Annotated in this window: 20 protein-coding genes and 1 pseudogene; 12 read left to right on the top strand and 9 right to left on the bottom strand. The window is 70.4% G+C overall.

Annotation, left to right across the window (positions count from 1 at the left end; genetic code table 11):
• Window positions 1-113: 113 nt before the first annotated feature.
• The 4 genes and pseudogenes from MFF54_RS02735 (at window position 114) to MFF54_RS02725 (ending at window position 2,055) form a co-directional block, all read left to right on the top strand.
• Entirely contained in the window at window positions 114-266 is a 153-nt protein-coding gene (locus MFF54_RS02735) for a hypothetical protein (RefSeq protein ID WP_238301104.1), read from the top strand.
• Between the two features lie 279 nt (window positions 267-545).
• Window positions 546-716, top strand: coding sequence for a hypothetical protein (locus tag MFF54_RS02730; protein WP_238301103.1), 171 nt, complete (start codon window positions 546-548; stop codon window positions 714-716).
• A gap of 9 nt (window positions 717-725) precedes the next feature.
• A pseudogene (locus MFF54_RS27760) lies at window positions 726-998 on the top strand (PAS domain-containing protein); the annotation flags it as partial.
• A gap of 46 nt (window positions 999-1,044) precedes the next feature.
• Window positions 1,045-2,055: a PAS domain S-box protein gene (locus MFF54_RS02725; protein WP_283206243.1), complete on the top strand. Its 1,011-nt coding sequence runs from the start codon at window positions 1,045-1,047 to the stop codon at window positions 2,053-2,055.
• On the opposite strand, the gene MFF54_RS02720 is transcribed toward MFF54_RS02725, so the two are convergent.
• Window positions 1,957-3,990: a methyl-accepting chemotaxis protein gene (locus MFF54_RS02720; protein ID WP_238301101.1), complete on the bottom strand. Its 2,034-nt coding sequence runs from the start codon at window positions 3,988-3,990 to the stop codon at window positions 1,957-1,959. The genes MFF54_RS02725 and MFF54_RS02720 overlap by 99 nt on opposite strands.
• A 596-nt stretch (window positions 3,991-4,586) precedes the next feature.
• Here MFF54_RS02720 and uvrA point away from each other — a divergent pair.
• The 6 genes from uvrA (at window position 4,587) to trmFO (ending at window position 12,790) form a co-directional block, all read left to right on the top strand.
• Window positions 4,587-7,667, top strand: coding sequence for an excinuclease ABC subunit UvrA (gene uvrA, locus MFF54_RS02715; protein WP_238301100.1), 3,081 nt, complete (start codon window positions 4,587-4,589; stop codon window positions 7,665-7,667).
• 521 nt (window positions 7,668-8,188) lie between these two features.
• A complete protein-coding gene (locus MFF54_RS02710; RefSeq protein ID WP_238301099.1) occupies window positions 8,189-9,166 on the top strand; it encodes a transporter in 978 nt (325 codons plus the stop codon).
• A 239-nt stretch (window positions 9,167-9,405) separates the two neighbouring features.
• Window positions 9,406-10,377 carry a S1C family serine protease gene (locus MFF54_RS02705; RefSeq protein ID WP_238301114.1) on the top strand — a complete coding sequence of 324 codons (972 nt, stop codon included), beginning with the start codon at window positions 9,406-9,408 and terminating at the stop codon, window positions 10,375-10,377.
• A gap of 162 nt (window positions 10,378-10,539) precedes the next feature.
• Window positions 10,540-10,860, top strand: coding sequence for a GCG_CRPN prefix-to-repeats domain-containing protein (locus MFF54_RS02700; protein ID WP_238301098.1), 321 nt, complete (start codon window positions 10,540-10,542; stop codon window positions 10,858-10,860).
• A gap of 295 nt (window positions 10,861-11,155) precedes the next feature.
• Window positions 11,156-11,302: a DUF1127 domain-containing protein gene (locus MFF54_RS02695; protein WP_238301097.1), complete on the top strand. Its 147-nt coding sequence runs from the start codon at window positions 11,156-11,158 to the stop codon at window positions 11,300-11,302.
• A 66-nt stretch (window positions 11,303-11,368) separates the two neighbouring features.
• On the top strand, window positions 11,369-12,790 hold the full coding sequence (trmFO, locus tag MFF54_RS02690; protein ID WP_238301095.1) for a methylenetetrahydrofolate--tRNA-(uracil(54)-C(5))-methyltransferase (FADH(2)-oxidizing) TrmFO: 1,422 nt from the start codon (window positions 11,369-11,371) through the stop codon (window positions 12,788-12,790).
• Window positions 12,791-12,884: 94 nt separating this feature from the next.
• On the opposite strand, the gene MFF54_RS02685 is transcribed toward trmFO, so the two are convergent.
• From MFF54_RS02685 to MFF54_RS02675, 3 genes are all read right to left on the bottom strand, one after another.
• Window positions 12,885-13,982, bottom strand: coding sequence for a DUF3616 domain-containing protein (locus MFF54_RS02685; RefSeq protein WP_238301093.1), 1,098 nt, complete (start codon window positions 13,980-13,982; stop codon window positions 12,885-12,887).
• Window positions 13,983-14,068: 86 nt separating this feature from the next.
• Window positions 14,069-14,599, bottom strand: a complete 531-nt coding sequence (locus tag MFF54_RS02680) for a GNAT family N-acetyltransferase (protein WP_238301091.1) — start codon at window positions 14,597-14,599, stop codon at window positions 14,069-14,071.
• A gap of 131 nt (window positions 14,600-14,730) precedes the next feature.
• Window positions 14,731-16,449: an L-lactate permease gene (locus MFF54_RS02675; protein WP_238301089.1), complete on the bottom strand. Its 1,719-nt coding sequence runs from the start codon at window positions 16,447-16,449 to the stop codon at window positions 14,731-14,733.
• A gap of 239 nt (window positions 16,450-16,688) precedes the next feature.
• On the opposite strand from MFF54_RS02675, the gene MFF54_RS02670 reads away from it, so the two are divergent.
• A complete protein-coding gene (locus tag MFF54_RS02670) occupies window positions 16,689-18,260 on the top strand; it encodes a putative bifunctional diguanylate cyclase/phosphodiesterase (protein ID WP_238301087.1) in 1,572 nt (523 codons plus the stop codon).
• A gap of 7 nt (window positions 18,261-18,267) precedes the next feature.
• On the opposite strand, the gene MFF54_RS02665 is transcribed toward MFF54_RS02670, so the two are convergent.
• The 5 genes from MFF54_RS02665 to yajC form a co-directional block, all read right to left on the bottom strand.
• On the bottom strand, window positions 18,268-19,158 hold the full coding sequence (locus tag MFF54_RS02665) for a phytoene/squalene synthase family protein (protein WP_238301113.1): 891 nt from the start codon (window positions 19,156-19,158) through the stop codon (window positions 18,268-18,270).
• Window positions 19,159-19,178: 20 nt separating this feature from the next.
• Window positions 19,179-19,562, bottom strand: a complete 384-nt coding sequence (locus MFF54_RS02660) for an Mth938-like domain-containing protein (RefSeq protein WP_238301084.1) — start codon at window positions 19,560-19,562, stop codon at window positions 19,179-19,181.
• 4 nt (window positions 19,563-19,566) lie between these two features.
• On the bottom strand, window positions 19,567-20,511 hold the full coding sequence (gene secF / locus MFF54_RS02655) for a protein translocase subunit SecF (RefSeq protein WP_238301083.1): 945 nt from the start codon (window positions 20,509-20,511) through the stop codon (window positions 19,567-19,569).
• Between the two features lie 63 nt (window positions 20,512-20,574).
• Window positions 20,575-22,182 carry a protein translocase subunit SecD gene (gene secD / locus MFF54_RS02650; RefSeq protein WP_238301081.1) on the bottom strand — a complete coding sequence of 536 codons (1,608 nt, stop codon included), beginning with the start codon at window positions 22,180-22,182 and terminating at the stop codon, window positions 20,575-20,577.
• 63 nt (window positions 22,183-22,245) lie between these two features.
• The gene (gene yajC, locus MFF54_RS02645; RefSeq protein WP_238301079.1) at window positions 22,246-22,578 is read right to left on the bottom strand and encodes a preprotein translocase subunit YajC; all 333 of its coding nucleotides are present in this window, start codon (window positions 22,576-22,578) and stop codon (window positions 22,246-22,248) included.
• A gap of 201 nt (window positions 22,579-22,779) precedes the next feature.
• On the opposite strand from yajC, the gene MFF54_RS02640 reads away from it, so the two are divergent.
• The gene (locus tag MFF54_RS02640; protein WP_238301077.1) at window positions 22,780-23,649 is read left to right on the top strand and encodes an ATP-binding protein; all 870 of its coding nucleotides are present in this window, start codon (window positions 22,780-22,782) and stop codon (window positions 23,647-23,649) included.
• Window positions 23,650-23,667 lie beyond the last annotated feature (18 nt).

The raw sequence follows: 23,667 nt of genomic DNA, 5'->3' as shown, positions 1-23,667 counted from the left end.
GGGCGGCCGGAGCCGAGCGCGGTCCTTGGCACCGGCGGCTGACGGGCGCTCGATGCCCGGACCACGGATGCACGCCTTAACCCGACGCACGCCCTCGCCGAGCCATCGCTGCCATGCTGGGTTCCGCGGGCAGCGCGCGGGGGACGAGGACGCGCCGGCCCGACCGCACCGCCGACGATGCCGACCCGACCGGGCGCATCGACAGCCCCGATCCGCACCCGTTGCGCCGGGGCGAGAGCGCCCTCCTCATGCGCCTCGCCCTCTAGGCCGGGGATATCGGGATCTGGGACCACGATCCCGTCTCGGATCGGCTGGAATGAGACGGGCGCACGCGTGCCCTGTTCGGCCTGGGGCCGGACGAACCCGTCAGCTATGCGAGCACCTTCCTGCCGCGCCGGCACCCTCAGGACCGCGAAGCGGTGGACGCGGCGCTCCGGACGGCTGTGCAGCCCGGGGGGAGTGGCCTGCTCGAGGCCGAGTAGCGCGTCTGCCTGCCGGCGGCACCGGAGCGCGGGCCGCGCTGGCACGCCGCTCGCGGACGGCTGGTGGTCTCGGACGGCCGCGCGACCCGCTTCGTCGGCACGATCCGCGACATCACGCACCGCATGCGGGCAGCCCGCGCCGAGCAGGCCGTGCGCGAGCGCTACCGCCTCGTCATCCGCGCCACCAAGGACGCGATCTGGGACCGGGACGTCGTCTCCGACGCGGTGGCGTGAAACGAGGCGATGACCACCGCCTACGGTTGGGGGCCGCACCGGATCGAGCCGACGGGCGCGTGGTGGCTCGCCCAAGTCCACCCGGGTGATCGGGATCGGGTGGAGCAGGACATCCGCGCCGTGATTGCCGGACAGGCCGCCGGGTGGGGCCACGAATACCGCTTCGGGCGCGCGGACGGCTCATACGCGGAGGTGCTCGATTGCGGCTACACGGTGCGCGACGCGGACGGGCGCCCGCTACGCATGATCGGCGCGATGCTCGACGTGACCGAGCGCAACCGCAGCGAAGCGCAGTTCGGGGCGATCTTCGAGGGGGGCGAATCCCGGTATCGTCCAGCTCGACCCCCGCGGCCTGATGGTGCTGCACGTCAACCGGAAGCTCTGCGCGATCTGCGCTGCGCCGGCGGAGGCGATCGTCGGCCGCTCCGTAGCCATGTGGACGCCGGAGGAGGACGCGGAGGTCCGCGACCGGTTGCACCGCCGCCTCGCGGATGGCCAGATTCCGCCGGAGGATCTGGAGATGCGCTACAGGCGGGCGGACGGGCGCATCATCTGGGCGCGGGGCAACCTCGTCTCGCATGTGCTCGGCGACGAGGCGCTGACCACCGCGATGATCGAGGACATCACGCAGGAGCGCCTCGACGCGGCGTGCCGGCAGGCGCTGGTCGAGATCAGCGACGCCCTGCGCGAGGCGCGCGGCCGGCCGGCCGTGGTGGCGGCGGTGGCGGTGATCGGCCGGACCCTGCGGGCCCGCTGGGCCGGCTTCGGCGGGTTCGACGGGAGCGTCCTCGCGCCGGCCGCGGCGTTCTGGCACCGACCGGGCGAACCCGGCCTACCCGGCGCCGGGGGCGCGTGCCCCTGCCCCGCCGCTTCCGCGTCTCCTGCGCGCCGGCGCGGGGCTGGCGATCGCCGACGTCGCGCTCGACCCGCGGGTGCCGCGGACGCGGCCCCCTTCGCGGCGCTCGGCACCCGCCCGCCGATCCTGGTGCCGGTGGGCGCGCACGGGCGCGTCGCCAGCGTGCTCTCTGTCCACGAGGCTGCGCTCAGCACCTGGACGCCCGACGAGATCGACTTCGTGCGCGAGGTCGCCGAGCGCGTCCGCGACGACCTCGGCCGGATACAGGCCGAGGACCAGCAATCCTTGCGCAACCGCGAGCTCAGCCACCGGCTGAAGAACACGCTGGCGATAGGCGCTTGCCCGGTCGGGGCCATGGGGCGCGAGAGGCCCGAGAAGGGCCGTTCAGGCCGCCCGAACGGTTGCCAGGAACCCGCCGACCGCGGCCCGGAGGTCGCTTGCCTGCCGGGCGAGGTCGCCGGCCGCGGCCAGCACCTGGGCTGAGCCGGCGCTCGCGGTCGCCGCGGTCTCGCTGACGCCGGCGATGTGTGTGGAGACGGTGCGGCTCCCCTGCGAGGCTTGCGCTGTGGTGCGGGCGATCTCGACGGTCGCCGCGCCCTGCTCCTCCACCGCCGCGGCGATGTCCCCACCGATCCGCGAGAGTCGCTGGATCGCTCCGTTGATGCCGCCGATCGCCGCGACCGAGGCGTTGGTGGAGCTGGTGATCTCCGAGACCTTCGCGCCGATCTCGGCGGTTGCCCGCGTGGTCTGGCCGGCGAGGTTCTTCACCTCCGCCGCCACCACTGCGAAGCCGCGTCCCGCCTCTCCGGCGCGGGCCGCCTCGATGGTGGCGTTCAAAGCCAGCAGGTTGGTCTGGTCGGCGATCTCCGAGATCAGACCGACGATCTGGCCGATGCTGCCGGCCGCCGTTGCGAGGCGCTGGACCTCGCCGGCCATCTCCGCGGCGTCGCGCTCGGCCTCGGCCGAGAGACCGGCCGAGGTCGAGGCCTGCGCGGCGATCTCGCGGACCGAGGCCGACAGCTCCTCGGTCGCCGCCGCGACGGTGTCGGCGGAGAGCGCCGCTTCCTGGGAGACGCTGGCCACCTCGCGGCTCAGGGCCGTCGTGTCCTGTGCGGCCTGCGCCATCGCGGTCGCGGCGCGCTGGAGCTGGCCGGCAGCCTCCGAGACCGCCTCGACGATGCCGCCGACCTGCGCCTCGAAGCCCGCCGCCAGATCGAGCACCGCGCGGCGCTGGGCTGCCGCGGTCTCGGCCGCCGACCGCTCCCGCTCGGCCCGGTGGGCCCGGCTCTCCGCGACGCTCGCCTGGAAGGCCTCCGCGGCCTGCGAGAGGGCGCGGACCTCGCGGGGGCCGCGCTGCGGGATCACCACACCGGCCTCGCCGCGGCCGATGGCGCCGAGCACCTGCGCCATGCGGGTCAGCGGCCGGGCGATGGCACTGCCGAGGCCGAGCGCGAGGCCGACGGAGAGCCCGAAGGTGGCCAGCCCCGCGGCGAGCCACAGCGCGAGCGCCCGGTCGGCCCTGGCCCGGATCGCGGCCGCGGACGACACGAGATCGGCGCTCAGCCGGTCCTCGACGCCCTTCAGCCCGTCGATCCGCTGCGTGGCAAGGTGGAACCACTGGGGCGCGTCGCGGAAGGCGAGCGCCTCGCCCGGCGCCGTATCGAGGGCGAGCCGACGCAGGCGCGCGACCTCGCGCGCTGGCTCGGTCGCCTCTGCGGCGTCGAGGAGCGCCGCCTGCTCGGGGGCAGCGCCGGCCCGGAACTGCGCGTCAGCGCCCGTTTGACCCGCGACGAGCGCGGCGAGCCGCACGAGGCCCGCCTGATCGAGCCGGCCCGCCGCGAAGGCGGCGGAGGCCGCCGCCCGCTCCTGGCCGGCATTCTCCTTCAGGGTGAGGAAGGCTGCGTAGGTCGCCGCGCGACCGGCGATGTCTGCCTCGCTCACCAGACCCGACATACCCCGCACGATGCCGAGGCCGTCGGCGATGACGCCAGTGTAGTAGGCGGTGGCCTGGGGCGGGGCGAGCCCGAGAGAATCGATACGTTGGCGCTGCGCCGCAATCCCGCTCAGGGCCTGCACGAAGCCCCTTCCCCGCCCGGCCAGTGCGGGAGCTTCCGCTGCCTCGGCGAGGCCGCGCAGGGTCGCGTCCGTTCGTTCACGCTGGGCAGCGAGTTCCGCGCCGAACTGGGTCCCCTTCGAGCCGACGAACAGGCTCGACGCGCCCCGCTCCCGCTGAGCCTCGTGCACGAAGGCGCTGATGCGCGTCGCGAGGCCGGTCAGATCTCCCACCCGGACCATCTCGGTCCGCTGCGCCGCGCGCTCGAACACCGTGATCGTCGTCACCGCACCGAATGCGAGGCAGGGCGCCAGCGCCACGGCAACGATGCGTCCGCGCAAGGACCCCAGAAAACCCCCACCCATGGCTCGCCCGTCTTGTTCTCGTTGTCTTGCGCGCAGTGTTGTGGTGTTGCGCCTAAACAAAGAGTTGCCTTTGCCGAGGTTGCTCAACTTCAATGCAGTATGCGCCTTTCATAGTCACTCCTTGCGCCCTTACGGCTAAGGGCGGGGTTGTCGGGGCCTGACGGCGTCCGGTTGCACGGTTCCGGCGGACGGATGCTCTTGAGTCAGGGGACAGGGTTCCACTCCAGCTGTTCCCGGAGCGCGACCTTTTGCTTTGGGCAGAATGGCCGGCACTTCGCTCGTGAATAGGGAGCCCGTGCCTGGGCCGGCACGCGACATCGGCCACCACGGAGCGCCGGCCACTATCAGTCCGTAACCCCGCACTGCGTGAACCCGGTGGCCGTCGGGAATTTGCACGCCGAGGCCGGCCTCGGTCGCAGCGCCGCGGGATTGTGGCTGTACTCTTTTCGTTCTAAGCAAGCCGCTCGGATTCGGGTGAGGGGCTTGCATCGGCCCGTCTTGTCCCGGGCGCGGCGCGTCCGACATGAGCGGTGCGGACCGTTCCGCCGCCTCGCCCGTTACCGCTGCACGAAGACGCTCCGAAAGACTGCCCGCCCATGGCCAAAGCCAACGTCGCCGCGAAGAACACGGCCGGCAAGACCAGCGCCGGCAAGGTGACCCGCAAGACGGGCGATGCGCCGGCCAGGAAGACGGACGCGGACAAGGCGACGAAGACCGCTGCGGCGAAGACGCGGCCCGCAGCCTCCGCGGCGGAGGCGGAGAGCCGGTTCGACCGTCTCTTCGAGGGGGCGCAGGCCGCGCGCGACCAGCGCGTGATCTCGGTGCGCGGCGCGCGCGAGCACAATCTGAAGAACGTCGACCTGACGATCCCGCGCGACAAGCTGGTCGTGTTCACCGGCCTGTCAGGCTCCGGCAAGTCGTCGCTGGCCTTCGACACGATCTATGCCGAGGGGCAGCGCCGCTACGTCGAGTCGCTCTCGGCCTATGCCCGCCAGTTTCTGGAGATGATGGCCAAGCCCGACGTCGATCAGATCGACGGGCTCTCGCCGGCCATCTCGATCGAGCAGAAGACCACCTCGAAGAACCCGCGCTCGACCGTCGGCACCGTCACGGAGATCTACGACTACATGCGCCTGCTCTGGGCGCGGGTCGGCATCCCCTACTCGCCGGCCACCGGCCTGCCGATCGAGAGCCAGACGGTCAGCCAGATGGTCGATCGCGTCCTGGCGCTTCCGGAGAAGACCCGGCTCTACCTGCTCGCCCCCGTGGTGCGCGGACGTAAGGGCGAGTACCGCAAGGAGATCGCCGATTTCCAGAAGAAGGGCTTCCAGCGTCTCAGGATCGACGGCGAGTACTACGCCATCGACGACGTGCCCAAGCTCGACAAGAAGCTCAAGCACGACATCGACGTGGTGGTGGACCGCATCGTCGTGCGCGACGACATCGGCTCGCGGCTGGCCGAGTCCTTCGAGACGGCCCTGGACCTCGCCGACGGCATCGCCGACATCGAGTTCGCGGACGCCCCCGAGGGCGAGGCGCCGCGAAAGATCACCTTCTCGTCGCGCTTCGCCTGCCCGGTCTCGGGCTTCACGATCCCCGAAATCGAACCCCGGCTGTTCTCGTTCAACAACCCGTTCGGCGCCTGCCCGACCTGCGGCGGCATCGGCCACGAGATGCGGATCGACCCCGAACTCGTGATCGGCGACGGGGCTCTGAGCCTCAAGCGCGGCGCGGTCGCGCCCTGGGCCAAGTCCACCTCGCCCTATTACGGGCAGACGCTCGACGCGCTCGCCAAGCATTTCGGTTTCAAGACCACGGTGGCCTGGGACGAGCTTCCGGCCTCGGCCCGCGCCGTCGTCCTCTACGGAACGGGCGAGCAGGCGGTACGCTTCGCCTACGACGACGGCATGCGGGCCTACGGAGTCTCGAAGCCCTTCGAGGGCGTGATCCCGAACCTCGAGCGCCGCTACAAGGAGACCGACAGCGACGCGACCCGCGAGGAGATCGGGCGCTTCATGAGCGAGACGCCCTGCGCTGCCTGCGGCGGCAAGCGGCTGAAGCCCGAGGCGCTCGCCGTGAAGATCGACATGCGCGACATCGCCGAGGTGACCGCGCTCTCGGTCTCGGACGCGCATCGCTGGTTCTCGGAGCTTCCCGAGAAACTCACGCCGAAGCAGAACGAGATCGCCGTCCGCATCCTGAAGGAGATCCGCGACCGCCTGACCTTCCTGGTCGATGTCGGCCTCGAATACCTGACGCTTGCGCGCGGCTCCGGTTCGCTGTCCGGAGGCGAGAGCCAGCGCATCCGTCTCGCCTCGCAGATCGGCTCGGGGCTCACCGGCGTGCTCTACGTGCTCGACGAGCCCTCGATCGGCCTGCACCAGCGCGACAACGAGCGCCTGCTCGGCACGCTGAAGCGCCTGCGCGACCTCGGCAACTCGGTGATCGTGGTCGAGCACGACGAGGACGCGATCCTGCAGGCCGATTACGTGGTCGATGTCGGGCCGGGCGCGGGCATCCATGGCGGGCGGATCATCGCGCAGGGCACGCCGGCGGAGGTGCTGGCGCACCCCGACTCGCTCACCGCCAAGTACCTGACGGGGGAGCTCTCGGTCCGGACGCCGGCCAGCCGCCGGAAGGGCCGCAAGGGCAAGCTCGCTCTCTTCGGAGCCCGCGGCAACAATCTCCAGAACGTCGACGTCGAGATTCCGCTCGGCACCTTCACCTGCATCACGGGGGTGTCCGGCGGCGGCAAGTCGACGCTCATCATCGACACGCTCTACAAGGCGGTGGCGAAGAAGCTGAACGGCGCGCTGGAGCACCCGGCGCCCTACGGGCGGCTGGAGGGGCTGGAGCACCTCGACAAGGTCATCGACATCGACCAGTCGCCGATCGGGCGCACGCCGCGCTCGAATCCGGCGACCTATATCGGCGCCTTCACGCCGATCCGCGACTGGTTCGCGGGTCTGCCCGAGGCCAAGGCCCGCGGCTACCAAGCGGGGCGCTTCTCCTTCAACGTGAAGGGCGGGCGCTGCGAGGCCTGCTCGGGCGACGGCGTCATCAAGATCGAGATGCACTTCCTGCCCGACGTCTACGTCACCTGCGATGTCTGCAAGGGCCGGCGCTACGACCGTGAGACGCTGGAGGTGAAGTACCGCGAACGCTCGATCTCGGACGTCCTCGACATGACGGTCGAGGAGGCGGCCGAGCTGTTCAAGGCCGTGCCGTCGATCCGCGACAAGATGGAGACGCTGAAGCGCGTCGGCCTGCACTATGTCCGGGTCGGCCAGCAGGCGACGACCCTGTCCGGCGGCGAGGCGCAGCGCGTGAAGCTCTCGAAGGAGCTGTCGAAGCGCGCCACCGGCCGCACCCTCTACATCCTGGACGAGCCGACGACGGGCCTGCACTTCCACGACGTCGCCAAGCTCATGGAGGTGCTCCACGAACTCGTCGACCAGGGCAATACCGTGGTGGTGATCGAGCACAACCTCGAGGTGATCAAGACCGCCGACTGGGTGATCGACATGGGCCCCGAGGGCGGCCGCGGCGGCGGCCGGGTCGTCGCGCAGGGCACGCCGGAGCAGATCGCCCGCAGCACGGCGAGCCATACCGGGCGCTTCCTGCGCGAGGTCCTGGCGCGCCGTCCTCTCGCTGCCCGTCGCGACGCGGCCGAGTAGAGGTCTCCGAGCGAGCAGCCTGCGGAGATGATTCTGTCCGCAGGCTCTCCCGGTGGGGCTCGATTCGGCTTTCCTTGTGAGCGTGGAGGCACGCCGCGATCGTCCGACGATGCCCCTCGGGCGGGCAGCGACCCGCGCCGAGCGCTGGCTCGCCTGCCCGGTCCCCGGTCGCCGTTGCCGGATTCTCCTAACCGGTCCCCCACGCAACAGCTTGACCATTCTGCGTTATTTTGCCGGGTGACCCGTTCGGGCTCCGCCAGAACAGGCAAGAACAGGGCTCGCCGCGCTGCAGCAGGAATGCGACTTTTGCGCAACGCTGCTGCGGCTTCTGCCTGCGAGGCAGGCATTCCACTGTCCTTCTGCAGCGTCGTGTAGAATAGTCCCAATCGTTGAGACTTGGGGTGGCGCCGTAAGGGGGCACCTGGCACCGGGCGATTCGGGGGCTGCACGGCAGCGGACCGGAACCGAAGTGCCGGGGCTGCGGGACGGAAGGCCAGGGATCCTTGGGAAGGAACGATAACATGATGAAGAAGTGGCTCGCAGCCGGTGCGTTCGCGCTCACGGCCGCGGCGACGGCGACGCCGGCGCTCGCGCAGACCACCACGGTGCCCGGCGAGCAGGTCGGTCTCGCCACCGGCGCTCCGCTGCCCGAGGGCATCTACGCGCTGAACACCTTCACCTACCGCCGCACCGACGCGCCGTTCTCGCCCGACACGGCCGTGAACATCCCGGTGCTGGTCTGGTCGACCCCGCTGGTTCCGCTCGGCGGCCGCATCGAGCTGCTCGTCGCGCCCCCGACCGTGTTCGCCTTCACCCGCAACCGCGCCGGCGTTGCGAACCGCGACATCTCGATCAACGTCGGCACCTTCGTCGGCGGTATCTGGGCGTTCGATCTCGGCGGCAACTTCGGCGCCAGCTTGCTCGGCGGCGCATACCTGAACGACCTGAACGGCGACCGCGGCTCGCTCGGCATCGGCCTTGCCGGCACGCCCGTCCTGCCGCAGCTCTCCTCGAACACCTACCGCTTCGGCGTGGCCGGCAGCTACACCGGTGACGGCTGGAACATCACCGCGAACCTGACCGCCAACATCTACGACTCGCCCGGCCGCTTCCCCGGCCTGGTCGGCGCCGCCATCGGCCCGATCAACCTCTCCGACTCGCTGAACATCGACCTCACGGCGACGAAGAAGTTCGGCAAGTTCGAGTTCGGCGCCGTCGGTTACGGCACCTTCAACTTCGACATCGGCCCGCTGTCGGCCGCTGCCGGCAACCGCGGCCGGTTCGCCCTCGGCGGCCTCATCGGCTACGATTTCGGGCCCTTCACCGCGCAGCTCTACGTCGCCCGCGACGTTGCCACCGGCGCCCGCTACACGGACGCCCTCGGCCGGAGCCGCGAGAACTACTCGACCGACGGCTGGTTCCGCATCATCGCCCCGCTCTACACCGCGGCGGCCCCGGCGGCTGCGGCCGTGCCGGCCCCGCTCATGCGCAAGTACTGATCGTCGGTTCGGGCGTCTCCGGACGCCCGGCCACGACCATCGTCAGAGCCGCCCGGCACACGCCGGGCGGCTCTCGCGTTTTCCGGACGTATCGCGTCCCGATGTCATCGCGGCGTCATCCATGCGCCATGGCCGGCTGTCGGTGGCGCGGCGGCGTCCTATCTCAGCGCGGATCCCCGGGCCGGGACCGTCCCGGCCGATCCGGGGCGCGGGCGGCGGGTTGAGCGCGGGTGAACGGTATGAGTGGGCAGGGCGACTGGAAGATCCCGGCATCCGTCCAGCCGAAGGCCGCCGATTACCGCTACGATCTGGAGCGGGCCGTCTCGGCCGTGGTGGCGCTCTCGACGCGCATCCCGGAGGGAGCCTTCACCGCGGAGGTGCTGGGCACGGAGCGGGCCGGGAACGGCGTGGTGATCCGCGAGGACGGTCTCGTCCTCACCATCGGTTACCTCGTCACCGAGGCCGAGAGCGTGTGGCTGACCACCCATGACGGCCGGTCGGTGCCGGGCCACGTGATGGGCTTCGACGCGGCTACCGGCTTAGGTCTCGTCCAGGCGCTCGGGCACCTCGACGTGCCGGTCCTGCCGCTGGGCGATTCCCGCACGCTTCAGGTCGGCGACCGCGCCGTGCTGGCCGGGGCCGGCGGACGCACGCGCGCGGTCTCCGTCGAACTCGTCGCCCGCCAGGAATTCGCCGGCTACTGGGAATACGTACTGGACGAGGCGCTCTTCACGGCGCCCTCCCACCCGCACTGGGGTGGCACCGCTCTGATCGGGCCGGCGGGCGATCTCCTAGGTATCGGATCGCTGCAACTGCAGCAGGGCGGCGGCAACAGCCGGGCGATCAACATGGTGGTGCCGATCGAGCTCCTTCCCCCGATCCTCGACGACCTTTCCGCGCGCGGTCGGCCGAACAGGCCGCCCCGCCCCTGGCTCGGCCTCTATGCCACGGAGAGCGAGGAGGGCATCGTGGTGATGGGACTGGCCGATCGCGGGCCCGCCGAGAGTGCCGACCTGCGGGTCGGCGACCTGATCGAGGCGGTGGCGGGCGAGCCGGTCGGCGATCTTGCGGGGCTCTTCCGCAGCGTCTGGGCGCTCGGCGAGGCCGGCGTGCGCGTCCCGCTGACCGTGCGGCGGGATGGCCGTGTCCTCAAGCTCACCCTGGTCTCGGGCGATCGCGAGCGCTTCCTCATCAGCCCGCCCCTGCACTGAGGGTGCTGGACCGAACCCGTCGGACGGTCCCGCGTTGAGGGCCTGGCGGACCGGTTCCTGACGGAACGCTGGCACCGCCTATCAGCGCCGGTTCATCCGGCCGGACGCAGGCTCATCAGCGCCCGTCCGGAGCCGCCGGCCCGGATATGAAGGAGATCCGTCATGACGCATGTGAACGCGCACCGCACGCGCGTGCTCGGTCTGGCCGCGCTCGTCGCGGGCGGCCTCGGTCTGACCAGCTCTGCCAACGCCGCACCGATCACCCCCGCCCCTCTCGCCGGCGAGGCGACGGTGCAGACGGTCGCGGGTGGGTGCGGCCCCGGCTTCCACCCCAATCCCTGGGGCGTGTGCCGCCCGAACTGGGGTCCTCGTCCCTACTGGGGACCGCGTCCGTACTATCGACGCCCGATCGGCTGGGGTCCCTACGGGCGTCCCTATCCCCGTCCGTATCGCCCCTACGGCTTCTACGGCCCGCGCTGGTAGGACGATCCGGGACGGCACGCGCCGAAAGGCACCCTGCGACGCAGGGTGCCTTTTTCTTTGGCAAGCTCAGAGGTGCGGCACCGTTGCGTCCGTACCCGCACGCGGTTTCTGGCGTACGCTTAGCCATCTGTCAGGCTTGCCGAAACCTTAAGCGGAACATGCTCTTGCTGCATATCAGCCGCTCACGAGGCCGACTCCTGCTGCGCTGCGACAGGCCATATATGCGTTGCATCAAAGACAGGCAGCGCTGCCCAAGCGGTGGTCTGCGCTGCCGCAACAGAGGTACGTTTTTCCCATGGCCGCCGCCCGCAGCGTTCTGAACCGTGTCCGCGCCTACCTGCGCTACCGGGACACCGTCACGCAGCTCTCCCGCCTCAGCGACCGCGAGCTCGCCGATCTCGGCATCAGCCGCTACGAGATCCGCGGTCTCGCCCGCCTCTGAGCCGGTTTGTCATCCGCACCGGGCGGGCTTGTTGATCGAGCCCCCCCGCCTCCGGTATGCCGACGCATGACCGAGGCAAGCACCATCCATATCGTCGGCGGCGGGCTCGCGGGCTCCGAGGCCGCTTGGCAGATCGCCGAGGCCGGCCATCGCGCCGTGATCCACGAGATGCGGCCGGTGCGCCGTACCGAGGCTCATCAGACCGAGGGCCTCGCCGAACTCGTCTGCTCGAACTCTTTCCGCTCCGACGATCCGAACGGCAACGCCGTCGGCCTGCTGCACCAGGAGATGCGCACCCTCGGCTCGCTGATCATGCGGGCCGGCGACGCGCATCAGGTGCCGGCCGGCGGCGCGCTCGCGGTCGACCGCGACGGCTTCTCCGAGGCCGTCACGGCGGCGCTCGCGGCGCACCCCAATGTCGAGATCCGGCGCGAGGCGATCGACGAGCTGCCCCCGGAGAGCTGGGGCTCGACCATCGTGGCGACCGGACCGCTCACCGCGCCGGGCCTCGCGGAGGCGATCCGAGGCCTCACCGGCGCCGAGTCGCTCGCCTTCTTCGACGCCATCGCGCCGATCGTGCACCGCGATTCGATCGACATGGACAAGGCGTGGTTCCAGTCCCGCTACGACAAGGCGGGGCCGGGCGGCACGGGCGCGGATTACATCAACTGCCCGCTCGACCGAGAGCAGTACGACGCCTTCATCGCAGCGTTGATCGCGGGCGAGAAGACCAGCTTCAAGGAATGGGAGGCCTCGACCCCCTACTTCGACGGCTGCCTGCCGATCGAGGTGATGGCCGAGCGCGGTCCCGAGACCCTGCGGCACGGCCCGATGAAGCCGGTGGGGCTCACCAACCCGCACAACCCGACCGTCAAGGCCTGCGCCATCGTCCAACTCCGCCAGGACAACGCGCTGGGCACGCTCTACAACATGGTCGGCTTCCAGACGAAGCTGCGCCACGCCGAGCAGGTGCGCATCTTCCGCACCATCCCGGGTTTGGAGAACGCCGAGTTCGCCCGCCTCGGCGGTCTGCATCGCAACACCTACCTCGACAGCCCGCGGCTCCTCGACGCCACGCTCCGCCTGAAGGCGCGCCCCGCGCTGCGTTTCGCCGGCCAGATCACCGGCTGCGAGGGCTATGTCGAGAGCGCCGCGGTCGGGTTGATGGCGGGCCGTTTCGCGGTAGCCGAGGCGGAGGGGCGTCCGCTGGCACCTCTGCCGCAGACGACCGCGCTCGGCGCCCTCATCGCGCACATCACGGGCGGGCATGTGGAGGCCGAGGACGAGGGTGCGCCGCGCTCCTTCCAGCCGATGAACGTGAATTTCGGCCTGTTCCCGCCGCTGGAGCGGATGCCGCGCAACGAGACCGGCCGGCGCCTGCGCGGACCCGAGAAGGCGGCGCTGAAGAAGCGCGCGTTGACCGACCGGGCGCGGGCGGACCTCGCGGCCTGGCTCGGCGGGGACGCGCCGCGCGCGGCGGCCGAGTAGATCGGCGCGCTGCTCGGATCGCCGCCGTTCAACAACGGAGCGCGAGGGGTGGGACCCCCTGCGGTGGGTTCGCGGGGCAGCGCCCCGACGCGCGTCAGCGCAGCGGGATCGCGATCGTTCGCGGCGCTCCCTCCTTCGGCCCGTCGAACAGGACGAGGGCGCGCAGGCCCTCGGCCGTCCGGTCCAGCGGCAGCAGGGCCTCGGGCTTGACCTTCCGTCCGTAGCCGTCGAGGGCGAGCGCCTGGAGCGGGGCCTCCGTGCCGTTCCAGCGGAAGATCGCGTAGTCGCCGGCGGCCACCGCGCCGTCCTTTGGGTCCAGCATCGGCCCGGCAAGGATCAGGAAGCCCTCCGGCACGGCGACAAGGTCGCGTATGCCGCGCGCCGCGCCGGAACTGTCGCGGCCGAGCGGCAGCCGGGTCACCCGGGGCGTGCCCGGCGCCCCCTCGAACAGGCCCGGCAGCGGGACCGAGAGGACCACGGCAGCCTCGCCCTGGAGGACTGGCCCCCGGAAGCCCGCGTGGAGCACGCCGTCCCGCACCGCCACGCCCTCGATCGTCACCCCGCCCTCCTCGAGTGGGCGGTCGTGGAAGGGTTTCAGCACGGGATCCTCCCGGATCAGCCGCGCCAGAGCACGGGTGTCGGCGATCTCCGGTCTGCCCGCGAGCACGCCCGTTTCGGGATCGACCGCGGCCGGATCGAAGCGGATCCGGAAGAGGTGCCGCGTGGCCTCGGCGCGTGCCACGGTCCCGGCCTCGGGCTTGCCCGCCGCGTGGCGGGGGCGGCCGTGCGAGCCGACCACGTAGAAGGCGCCGTCCGCGAAGGCCACGCCCTCCGCGTCGAGTTCGAGCGGCTCGCCCGCGTGCGCGGCGTCCACGAGGCGGATGAAGCTGCCAGCCCGCAAGCCGCCGTCGTCCAGGACCACGATCTGCGCGCCCTGAGACTCGTCGTCCGCCACGAGGCAGACGCGCGGGAAGCCCGATCCCGTCGCGCACGCGATCCCGCTGACGTCGTCGGCCTTCTCGCTCGCGGCCGCGTCCTCCGGACGATGCCTGTCCGGCTCGCCGTAGAGCTTGCCCGAGACCGGCCAGGGCCCGGCGCTCTCCGCCCATGCCCAGGTGCCCGCGGATGCCACGAGCGCGGCGACGAGGCCGGCTGCCGCGAGGCTGCGCCGGGCGGGTATGGGGCCGTACATGACGAAAACCTCGGGAACAGGGTTCGGTGAGCGGGACGAGTGACCGGCGTGGCCTAGCATGCCGGCCGGTCGTGCGGGCATCCGCGCTAGATCGTCTGCCCCCAGACCATCACCCGCCGGCCGGGCCGATGACCGTCATCGCCGGTGTCTCGGAAGCCGAGCTTGGTCAGCAGGCCCCAGGACGCGATGTTCCCGGGCCGGCACTCGGCGACGATGGTGCGGCGGGGGAAGCGCCGCCTCAGAACGGCGAGGATCCCCGAGACCGCCTCCGCCCCGAAGCCGCGCCCCCGCGCGGCGCCGCCGATCCAGTAGCCGATCTCCACCGCGCCCTCGCCCCGAAGATGGGCGCCGACGACGCCGACGAGGGTGTGGTCGGCCCGCACCCAGGCGCCGAGAAAGCGGTCGCGCCCGCGCCGGCCGCTGGCGATCATCGCCTCGGCATCCGCCAGGGTGAACGGGTCGGGCAGGAAATCGACGGCACCGGTGATGGCCGGGTCGTCGGTGAGGCGGCGCAGGGCCTCCGCGTCTCCCGGCGCGAGCGCCGTGATCTCGAGCCGCTCGGTCGTCAGGCCGGGCAGGTCGGCGAGGTTGTCCCGGAAGGGGCGGCGCAGGAACATCCCGGAGGAAGTGGTGCGGCCGCATCGGCCGGGAAGGCACGGTTGCGCAGGGTGCACTAATCCCGGCGCACCACGAAAAAACCCGCCCCGGATGTCCGGGGCGGGTCGCGTTGCTCCGATCGCTCGGGCGGTCAGTTCGGGTGGATCACCATGGCGCTGAACGGATGCACGTAGGCCTGCAGCATCACGAGGCCGCCGACGAGGCAGGCCAGCACGATCGAGTGCCAGAACACGAAGCGCAGGATCTTGCCCTCCTGGCCGAAATAGCCGGTCGCGGTCGAGGCGACGACGATCGACTGCGCGTCGATCATCTTGCCCATCACGCCGCCCGAAGAGTTCGCCGAGGCCATCAGGATACCCGAGAGGCCAAGCTGCTCCGAGGTGATCTTCTGCAGGCCGCCGAAGAGCACGTTGGAGGCGGTGTCGGAGCCGGTCAGCGCCACGCCGAGCCAGCCCAGCAGGGTGCCGAAGAACGGGTAGAGGATGCCCGTGCCGGCGAAGGCGAGGCCGAGCGTCGCGTCGACGCCCGCGTAGCGGGTGAGCACGCCGAGGGCGAGCATGGCCGCGATGGTGATGAGCGAGTAGCGCAGCACCCAGATCGTCTCGAGGTAGGCGGTGACGAGGCGCAGCGGCGAGAAGCGCATGATCATGCCGGAGATGAGCGCTGCGAACAGTACGCCGGTGCCCGTGTAGGACATGTAGGTGAAGGCGAAGACCGCCTTCTCGCGCTCCGGCTTCTCCACCACCGGGGGCACCTTCGAGATCATGTTGTGGAGGCCCGGCACCTCGTAGTTCCAGGTGAAGATCGGGTTGACGATCCCCTTGAACCAGCCCGTGCCCCAGATCGCGACCACGATCGACAGGATGATCCAGGGCACCCACGCCATCATGATCTCCTGCGAGGTGGCGGTACGGCCGAGCGGTCCGACCTTCGGCAGGTCGCCCGGCACGGCAGCGCCGAGCGAGACCGGGCGCGGCGTGCCGTAGCCGATCGACGGATCGTTGCCGCGAAGCGCGGGCGAGGCCCAGATCTCCTTCGGCTGCCAGAATTTCAGGAACAGGACGAGCGCGCCCATCGAGACCAGCGAGGCGCCGATATCGACGATCCACGGATTGACGTAGTTCGATATCAGGAACTGCGCGGCCGCGAAGGACGCGCCGCAGACCAGGATCGGCGGCCAGATCTTGATCATGCCGCGGAAGCCCGCGAACACCCAGATCAGCCAGAACGGCACGATCACCGAGAAGAAGGGCAGCTGCCGGCCGATCATCGCTCCGAGGATGTAGGGATCGTAGCCGGTTACCGAGGCAAGGCCCTGGATCGGAGCGCCGAGGGCGCCGTAGGCCACCGGCGCCGTGTTGGCAATCAGCGAGAGGCCCGAGGCGGCGAGCGGGGAGAAGCCGAGCCCGATCAGGATCGCACCGGTCACGGCGACCGGCGTGCCGAAGCCGCCCGCGCCCTCGAAGAAGGCGCCGAAGGCGAAGGCCACAAGGAGGAGCTGGATGCGCCGGTCCTCGGTGATGCCGGCGACCGATTGCTGCAGGATCGCGAACCAGCCCTTCTCGACGGTCAGGCGGTACAGGAAGATGACGTTGAGGATGATCCAGCCGATCGGGAACAGACCGAGCGCGACGCCGTAGGCGGAGGCGCGCCAGGCGAGGTCGAGCGGCATACCGAAGGCGACCACCGCGACAAGCAGAGCGAGGATGAGCGAGAGAACGGCAGCGATGTGCGCCTGCACTTTGCCGCTCGCGATCATGCCGAGCAGCGCAATCACGGGAAGCGAGGCGGCAAATGTCGAAAGCCACGCGTTCCCGAATGGGTCGTAGACTTGGTTCCAGGTCGTCACGGGGGCCGTATCCTCCAGTCGGGCCGCTTCTCGAGCGGTCCCGTTACTCGGCCTCTAACAGAGCTAAGCTGTCGGCTCAACGCTGCCCGAACACCGAGGGAGAAGGCCGCGGCCGGAGCGAATCGCGCGCCTGCTTAACCCACGCTTCACCGTGGAGGCGTTTGATCGGGCGAAGCTGGCCCGTCTTAGTCCACATGTAACCCGCGCCGTGGATGCTACCTCTGCGGGAGGCAATATCGATGTCGAGACTGGGTAGCTGGGGCGAAGGCGAGCTCTACGAAGCGCTCTGCCTGCTGACGATCGGAGTGTGTCTCTGGATCATCGGCGTGCAGTTCGGCGTGTTCGGGGAACTGCACGCCTTCGTGTCGCAGCACGGCGTTTCGGACCTCTTCATGCTGTTCGCCCTGATGGGGCTCGCGATGTTCGGCGTGAGCGTGCGCAAATCGCTGCTGCTGCGCGGGGCCCTGCGCGAGCGCGACGCGGCGGCCCGAGAGGCAGAGTCCATCGCCCGGCACGACGTGCTGACCGGCTTGGCCAACCGCCGGCTCTTCCTCGAGGCCGTCGAGGCGGAGCGCGCGGGTGCAAGCTCGCTGCCGAGCCACGCCGTGCTGCTGCTCGACCTCGACCGCTTCAAGCCGGTCAACGACATCTACGGCCACGCGGCCGGCAACGCGGTGCTTTGCGCGGTCGCCGAGCGCCTGCGTCGGCTGATCCCGGGCGGCGGCGTGGCGGCGCGGCTCGGCGGGGACGAATTCGCCGTGCTGGTGCCGCTCGATCACGGAAGCGACGGGCTCGTGCGACTCGCCCAGGGGATGATCGCGGCGATCGGCGAGCCGGTGCTGTGGTGCGGCAACGCGCTGAAGGTCGGCGGCACGGTCGGCATCGCGCTGCTCGAGGCCGGCATGGCGGATGCCGACGCGGTGCTGCACGCCGCCGACCTGGCCATGTATCAGGGCAAAAAGGACGGGCGCGGCACCTACAGGGTCTTCAAGAGCACGATGGATCTGGAACTGCGCGCGCGCGCCCAGCTCGAGACCGAGCTGCGCGACGCGATCCAGCGGGGCGAGATCGAGCCCTTCTACCAGCCCGTCGTAGCGCTGCCCGAGAAGACCCTGATCGGCGTCGAGGTGCTCGCCCGGTGGCGCCACCCGATCCGGGGATTGCTCACGCCGAACCATTTCATCGGCATCGCCGAGGAGACGGGCATGATCGGCGATCTCAGCTACCGGCTCCTGCGGCAGGCTTGCCTCGACGCCCGCGACTGGCCCGCGCACCTCCTCCTCGCGGTCAACATCTCGCCGCAGCAGTTCCAGGACCGCTGGCTCTGCGAGCGCGTTCTGTCGATCCTCACCGAGACGGGCTTTCCTCCGTCGCGTCTCGAAGTGGAGATCACCGAGAGCGCCCTGGTGCAGGACCTGGAGGCGGCCCGCACCACGCTGACCTCGCTGCAGAACCTCGGCGTGCGCATCGCGCTGGACGATTTCGGCACCGGCTATTCCAGCCTCTATCACCTGCGCGAACTGAAGTTCGACAAGCTGAAGATCGACCGATCCTACGTCGATACGATCACGATGAGCGACGAGCGGGCGAAGCTCGTGGACGCGATCATCAAGCTCTCGGCCAGCCTCGGCCTCGTGACCACCGCCGAGGGCATCGAGACGGATGCCAGCGTCGACTGGCTCTCGGGCCAGGGTTGCGATTTCGGCCAGGGCTACCTCTTCGGTGCGCCGATGCCGAAGACGGAGCTGACGGCGCTGCTCGCCGCGCCGGACGCGCACGGGATGAGCGCGGCGCTGAAACAGGTAGCTTGAGAGCCGGCTATCGCGCCGCCCGCGCGGCGCGCCACAGCCGCCAGAGCCGGCGCCATCGAGGAACCTCCACCAGGGTGTTGAGCGGGTCGTAGGAGGCCCGGTCCATCACCGCGAGGTAGTCCTCCGTCAGCGCGAGGGGCAGGAAGGCCCGGCGCGCGGCCGGAGCGAGCGCGGCGTTCTGGGCGCGGGCGGCGTCGAGATGCCGCCGCGCCACCCCGCGCAGGTCCGCGCAGGCGCCCTTTAGGCCTGGGCCGCCGCGCCCCGTCACGATGTCCTCGCGGGTGACGCCGTGCCGGCCCAGGATGTCGGCCGGCAGGTAGACCTGGCCTGAGCGAGCGTGCCAGGGCAACGCCCGCAGCAGGCCCGCGATCCCGTAGGCCACGCCCGCATGGCCCGCAGCGGTCGCGCCGCCCGGATCCGTGCCGTCGGCGATGATCAGGCTCGCGATCCGAAAGAGGCTGGAGGCGGTCTCGCCGCAATAGCCCTCCAGGTCGTTCAGGCGCGGCATCGGGTCGTCGTAGAGGTCGAAGACCCGGGCATCGATCAGGTCCACGAAGGGCTGGCGCCCGAGACGGCGGGCGACGATCGCGTCCTCCAGGGCTGCCGCGACGGGGTTCGCCTTCACGTCGCCGCGCGCCTCGCCCTGGAGCGCGTCGCGCCACCATTGCAGGCGGATCTCGCCGGCCATCGGGTTGGTGGCGGCCTCGCGCACGCGGGCGACCGTGAGGCTGAAGGCGTAGAGGGCGAAGAGGTGGGGCCGCACCGCGGCCGGCGCGAAGAGCGTCGCGAAGTAGCGGTCCGGGTCGCCCGCGCGCACCAGCGCCTCGCAGTGGCGGAAGGCGAAGTCGAGGCCGCCCTCCCCCGTCGCCGCCGCGTTCTCGCTCACCCGGTCGGCCATCGTGCTCTTCTTGCGATTTCTCACGCCACCGCGATCAGGGCGGCTGCGACCTTGCGGTTCTCGCCGGCCAGGATGTTGTAGGTCCGGGCCGCCGCGCCCGTCTGCATCACGTCGAGGCCGATCTTCATGTCCTTGAGCCAGACGCGCAGATCCGGGGCCAGGGGCACGATGTCGGCGCCAGTTCCGACGAGCAGGAGCTCGATGGCATCCGCCTCGGCCTGGACCGGGCGCAGCGTCGTCCGGTCGATCCGGCGCGGGTCCGTGACGTCCCAAGCCCGGATGCCGGTGGGCAGAACGAGGATCGAGCCGCGATGCGACATGTCGGCGAAGCGGAAGCCGCCATTCCCGTAGGCGTCGATCGGGAAGCGTCCCGGCAGGAAGCCCGTGCCCTCGAAGCCCGCCAAACCGCTACTCCGCCGCCTGGGGCATGCCGCCCCGGCTCTCCGAGGCGCGCTTCACGCCCGAGAGCATCAGGCCGAGATAGATCAGCACCGGCGTCGAGACAAAGATCGCCGAGTAGGTGCAGATCACGACGCCGCAGAGCATCACCACCGCGAAGCCCTTGATCGCCTCGCCGCCGAACAGCACCAGAGCGAGCAGGGAGAGCGCCGTCGAGATCGAGGTCATCACCGTGCGCGACATGGTCGAGTTGATCGAGAGGTTGAGCAACTCGACGGTCGGGATCGTCTTGTAGCGGCGCATCAGCTCGCGGGTCCGGTCGAACACAACGACCGTCTCGTTCAAGGAATAGCCGACGATCGTCAGGATCGCGGCGATCGAGGTCATGTTGAACTCGATGCGCGTGATGATGAAGATGCCGACCGTCAGCACGATGTCGTGGAGCGTGCCGACGATGGCGCCGAGCGCCAGTTCCCGCTCGAAGCGGAACCAGAGGTAGAGCAGCACCGCCACGACCGAGAGCACGACGCCGAGCGTGCCGGACTGCACGAGCTCGCCCGAGACGCGCGGTCCCACCGTCTCGGTGCGGCGGAAGTCGTAATCGGCGTCGAAGGCGGCGTGCGCCTTGTTCATCACCGCGGTCTGGCCCTGCTCGCCGGCCTGGAGCGGGAAGCGCACCAGGATCTGGCCCTCGCCGCCGAGTTCCTGCACCTCGGACTCGCCGAAGCCGAACCCGTTCGCCGTGTGGCGCACCGCCGCCACGTCCGCCTTTCCGGACTTCGCCTGAAGTTCGACCAGGGTGCCGCCCTTGAAATCGATGCCGAAGTTCAGGCCCACGGTCACGAACAGCACCACGGTCGCCACCGACAGGATCGCCGAGAGCGGGAAGGTGAGGCGCCGGAAGCGCATGAAGTCGAAGTGCGACTCGTCGGGCCAGAGGCGGAGCAGGCGCATGGTCGGTCTCGTGCGGTCTCGTGCTCGGGAAGGTCTTTGGCAGGCTCCCCAGTTGTTACGGGCTCAGAACGGCAGGGCCTTGGGCCGGAAGGTGTTGTACCAGAGCGCGATCATCATCCGGGTCAGCGTCACGGCGGTGATGACCGTCGTCAGGATTCCGAGGATGAAGACGACCGCGAAGCCCTTCACTGGACCGGATCCGAGGAAGAACAGGATCAGGGCGGCGATCGCCATGGTCGAGTTCGAGTCGATGATGGTGGCGAACGCCCGGTCGAAGCCGGCCTGGAGCGCCGAGATCAGCGAGCGCCCGGCGCGGGCCTCCTCGCGCATGCGCTCGTAGATGAGCACGTTCGAATCGACCGCCGTGCCGATCGTGAGCACGATGCCGGCGATGCCGGGCAAGGTCATCGTGGCTTCCAGCACCGACATCAGGCCGAGGATCAAGCCCACGTGGACGATGAGGGCGATGTTGGCGATGAAGCCGAAGGTACCGTAGGTCGCGAACATGAAGGCGATGACGAGGCCCGCCGCCACGAAGGTGGCGAGCTTGCCGGCCTCAATCGAGTCGCGGCCGAGGCCCGGGCCCACCACGCGGCGCTCGACGACCGTGAACTTGGCCGGCAGCGCGCCCGCGCGAAGCAGCACCGATAGGTCGTTGGCCTGCTGCACCGTGAAGTTGCCGGTGATCTGGCCCGAGCCGCCAGTGATGGCAGTGCGGATCACGGGGGCGGAGACCACCTCATTGTCGAGCACGATCGCCATGCGGCGGCCGACGTTCTCGGCAGTGGCGGCGCCGAAGCGCTGGGCGCCCTTCAGGTTGAACTTGAAGCTCACCATCGGCTCGCGCGACTGCTGGTCGAACGAGGGCTGGGCGTCGGTGAGGTCGCCGCCGTCCGCCATCACGCGGCGCTCGACGGGGACGCGGGCGCCCTTCTCGTCGCGGGAGGGCAGCATGTCGACATCGCCCGAGGGCGAGTCGGCGAGCATCCGGAACTCGAGCTTTGCGGTCGAGCCGAGAAGCTTCTCCAGCCGCTCCGGGTTCTGCTCGCCCGGCACCTGGATCAGGATGCGGTCGGCGCCCTGCTGCTGGATCGACGGCTCGGTGGTGCCGGTCGAGTCGAGACGGCGGCGGATGACCTCGATGCCCTGGCTCACGGCGCGGCGGGTGCGGTCGGTGATGCCCGCATCCGTCAGGGTCAGGCGGATCAGGCCGTCCGGCTGCTCGGTGATGTCGAGGGTGCGGGCGCCGGTCTGACCGACGAGCGCGTTGGAGATCGGCTGGGCGAGCTCGCGCAGCTTCGGCATCACCTTGGCGCGGGCGGCGGCGTCGGCGATGCGGACCTGCACGCCGCGCGGCTGGAGGCCGATGCCGCCGTCGGCGCGCACGCCCTCCTGCTGCAGGATGCGGCGCACGTCGTCGCGCAGACCCTTGGCCTGCGAGGCGACGAGCTCGTTCTGGTCGACTTCGAGCAGGAGCTGCGAGCCGCCCTGGAGGTCGAGGCCGAGCACGATGGCGCGCTGGGGGATGATCCAGGTCGGGAACCAGCTGGGCAGTGAGGCCAGGAAGGCCTTCCGGCTGTCCGCCGGCACGAAGCTCGGCACGGCCAAGCTCAGGCCGATCAGGATGACGGCGAGCGTCGCGATGATCTTCGAACGGGAAAAGCGCAACATCCGCCGTCGTCTCTTGTGTTCTCAAGGCCCGCCGCGGAGGCGGGCGTCGCGCGGGAGAAGCCGTCAGGCGGCCTTGACCGGTCCGCCCTTGACGCGGACCTCGGAGATCATCGCCCGGACGATCTTCACCCGCACGTTCGGCGCGATCTCGACCTCGATCTCGGACGCCTCGTCCTGCACCTTCGTCACGCGGCCGACGAGGCCGCCCGTGGTCACGATCGTGTCGTCGCGGCGCACGTTCTTGATCAGCGCCTGATGATCCTTGACCCGCTTCTGCTGGGGTCGCAGGATCAGGAAGTACATGATCACGAAGATGAGGACGAACGGGACCACCTGCAAGGCGATCTCCGCGCCTCCGGCCGGGGCGGATCCTTGCGCGAAGGCGGGGGTGATCAAGCGCGTCTCCTGACAAACGACGGACGGGGCCGGCACGCGGGCGGGGCCCCTCGAAAAGCGCGCGGACTATAGCCGCCGCCGACCCGAAAGCAACGGCGCTCGGCGAGCCTTCCGCCACGGGTCCGTCGCGCCGCGCGGTGGATCGCGGGGCCCAAGCGGGTGTATGCGCCGGGCGTGTTGCCACCCCCGGATGCAGTCCTGATGACCACGACCCTCGACGACCTGATGCCGCTCCTGGAGCGGATCGCCACCGCGCTGGAGCGCGCGGCCCCGCCGCAGCGGGTGCCGACCGACGTCACCCAGGCCGACGCCTTCGTCTGGGGGCCGGAGCGCCGGCTGCAGCCGGTGCCGCAGGTCAACCGGATCGAGATGGGTCTTCTCACCGGCATCGATCGCAACCGCGACATCCTGGCCGACAATACTGCCCGCTTCGCGAAGGGCCTGCCGGCCAACAACGCGCTGCTCTGGGGCGCGCGCGGCATGGGCAAGTCCTCGCTGGTCAAGGCGGTGCAGGCGGAGGTGAACGCGAAGCGCGCGGCCGGCGAGCGGCCGATGAAGCTCGTGGAGATCCACCGCGAGGACATCGAGGCGCTGCCCGACCTGATGGCCCTGCTGCGGCCCGACCCGCACCGCTGGATCGTGTTCTGCGACGACCTGTCGTTCGATGCCGACGACACCTCGTACAAATCGCTGAAGACGGCGCTCGACGGCGGCATCGAGGGCAGGCCCGGCAACGTGCTGTTCTACGCCACCTCGAACCGGCGGCACCTGCTCGCCCGCGAGATGGTGGAGAACGAGCGCTCCACCGCGATCAACCCGGGCGAGGCGGTCGAGGAGAAGGTCTCGCTCTCCGACCGGTTCGGTCTGTGGCTCGGCTTCCACAAGTGCAGCCAGGACGAGTACCTCGCGATGATCCGCGCCTACGTGGCGCATTACGCGCTCGACGTGGAGCCCGACCGGCTGCGGGCCGAGGCGCTGGAATGGTCGACCACCCGCGGCTCGCGCTCCGGCCGCACGGCCTTCCAGTTCATCCAGGATCTGGCCGGCCGGCTCGGCCAGCGGCTGGGCTGAAACGCGAACGGCGGCCGT

Source organism: Methylobacterium gregans (assembly GCF_022179245.1).
GTDB lineage: Bacteria > Pseudomonadota > Alphaproteobacteria > Rhizobiales > Beijerinckiaceae > Methylobacterium > Methylobacterium gregans.
The sequence above is the reverse complement of the archived record's forward strand: the minus strand, read 5'-3'. Positions and strand labels throughout refer to the sequence as shown.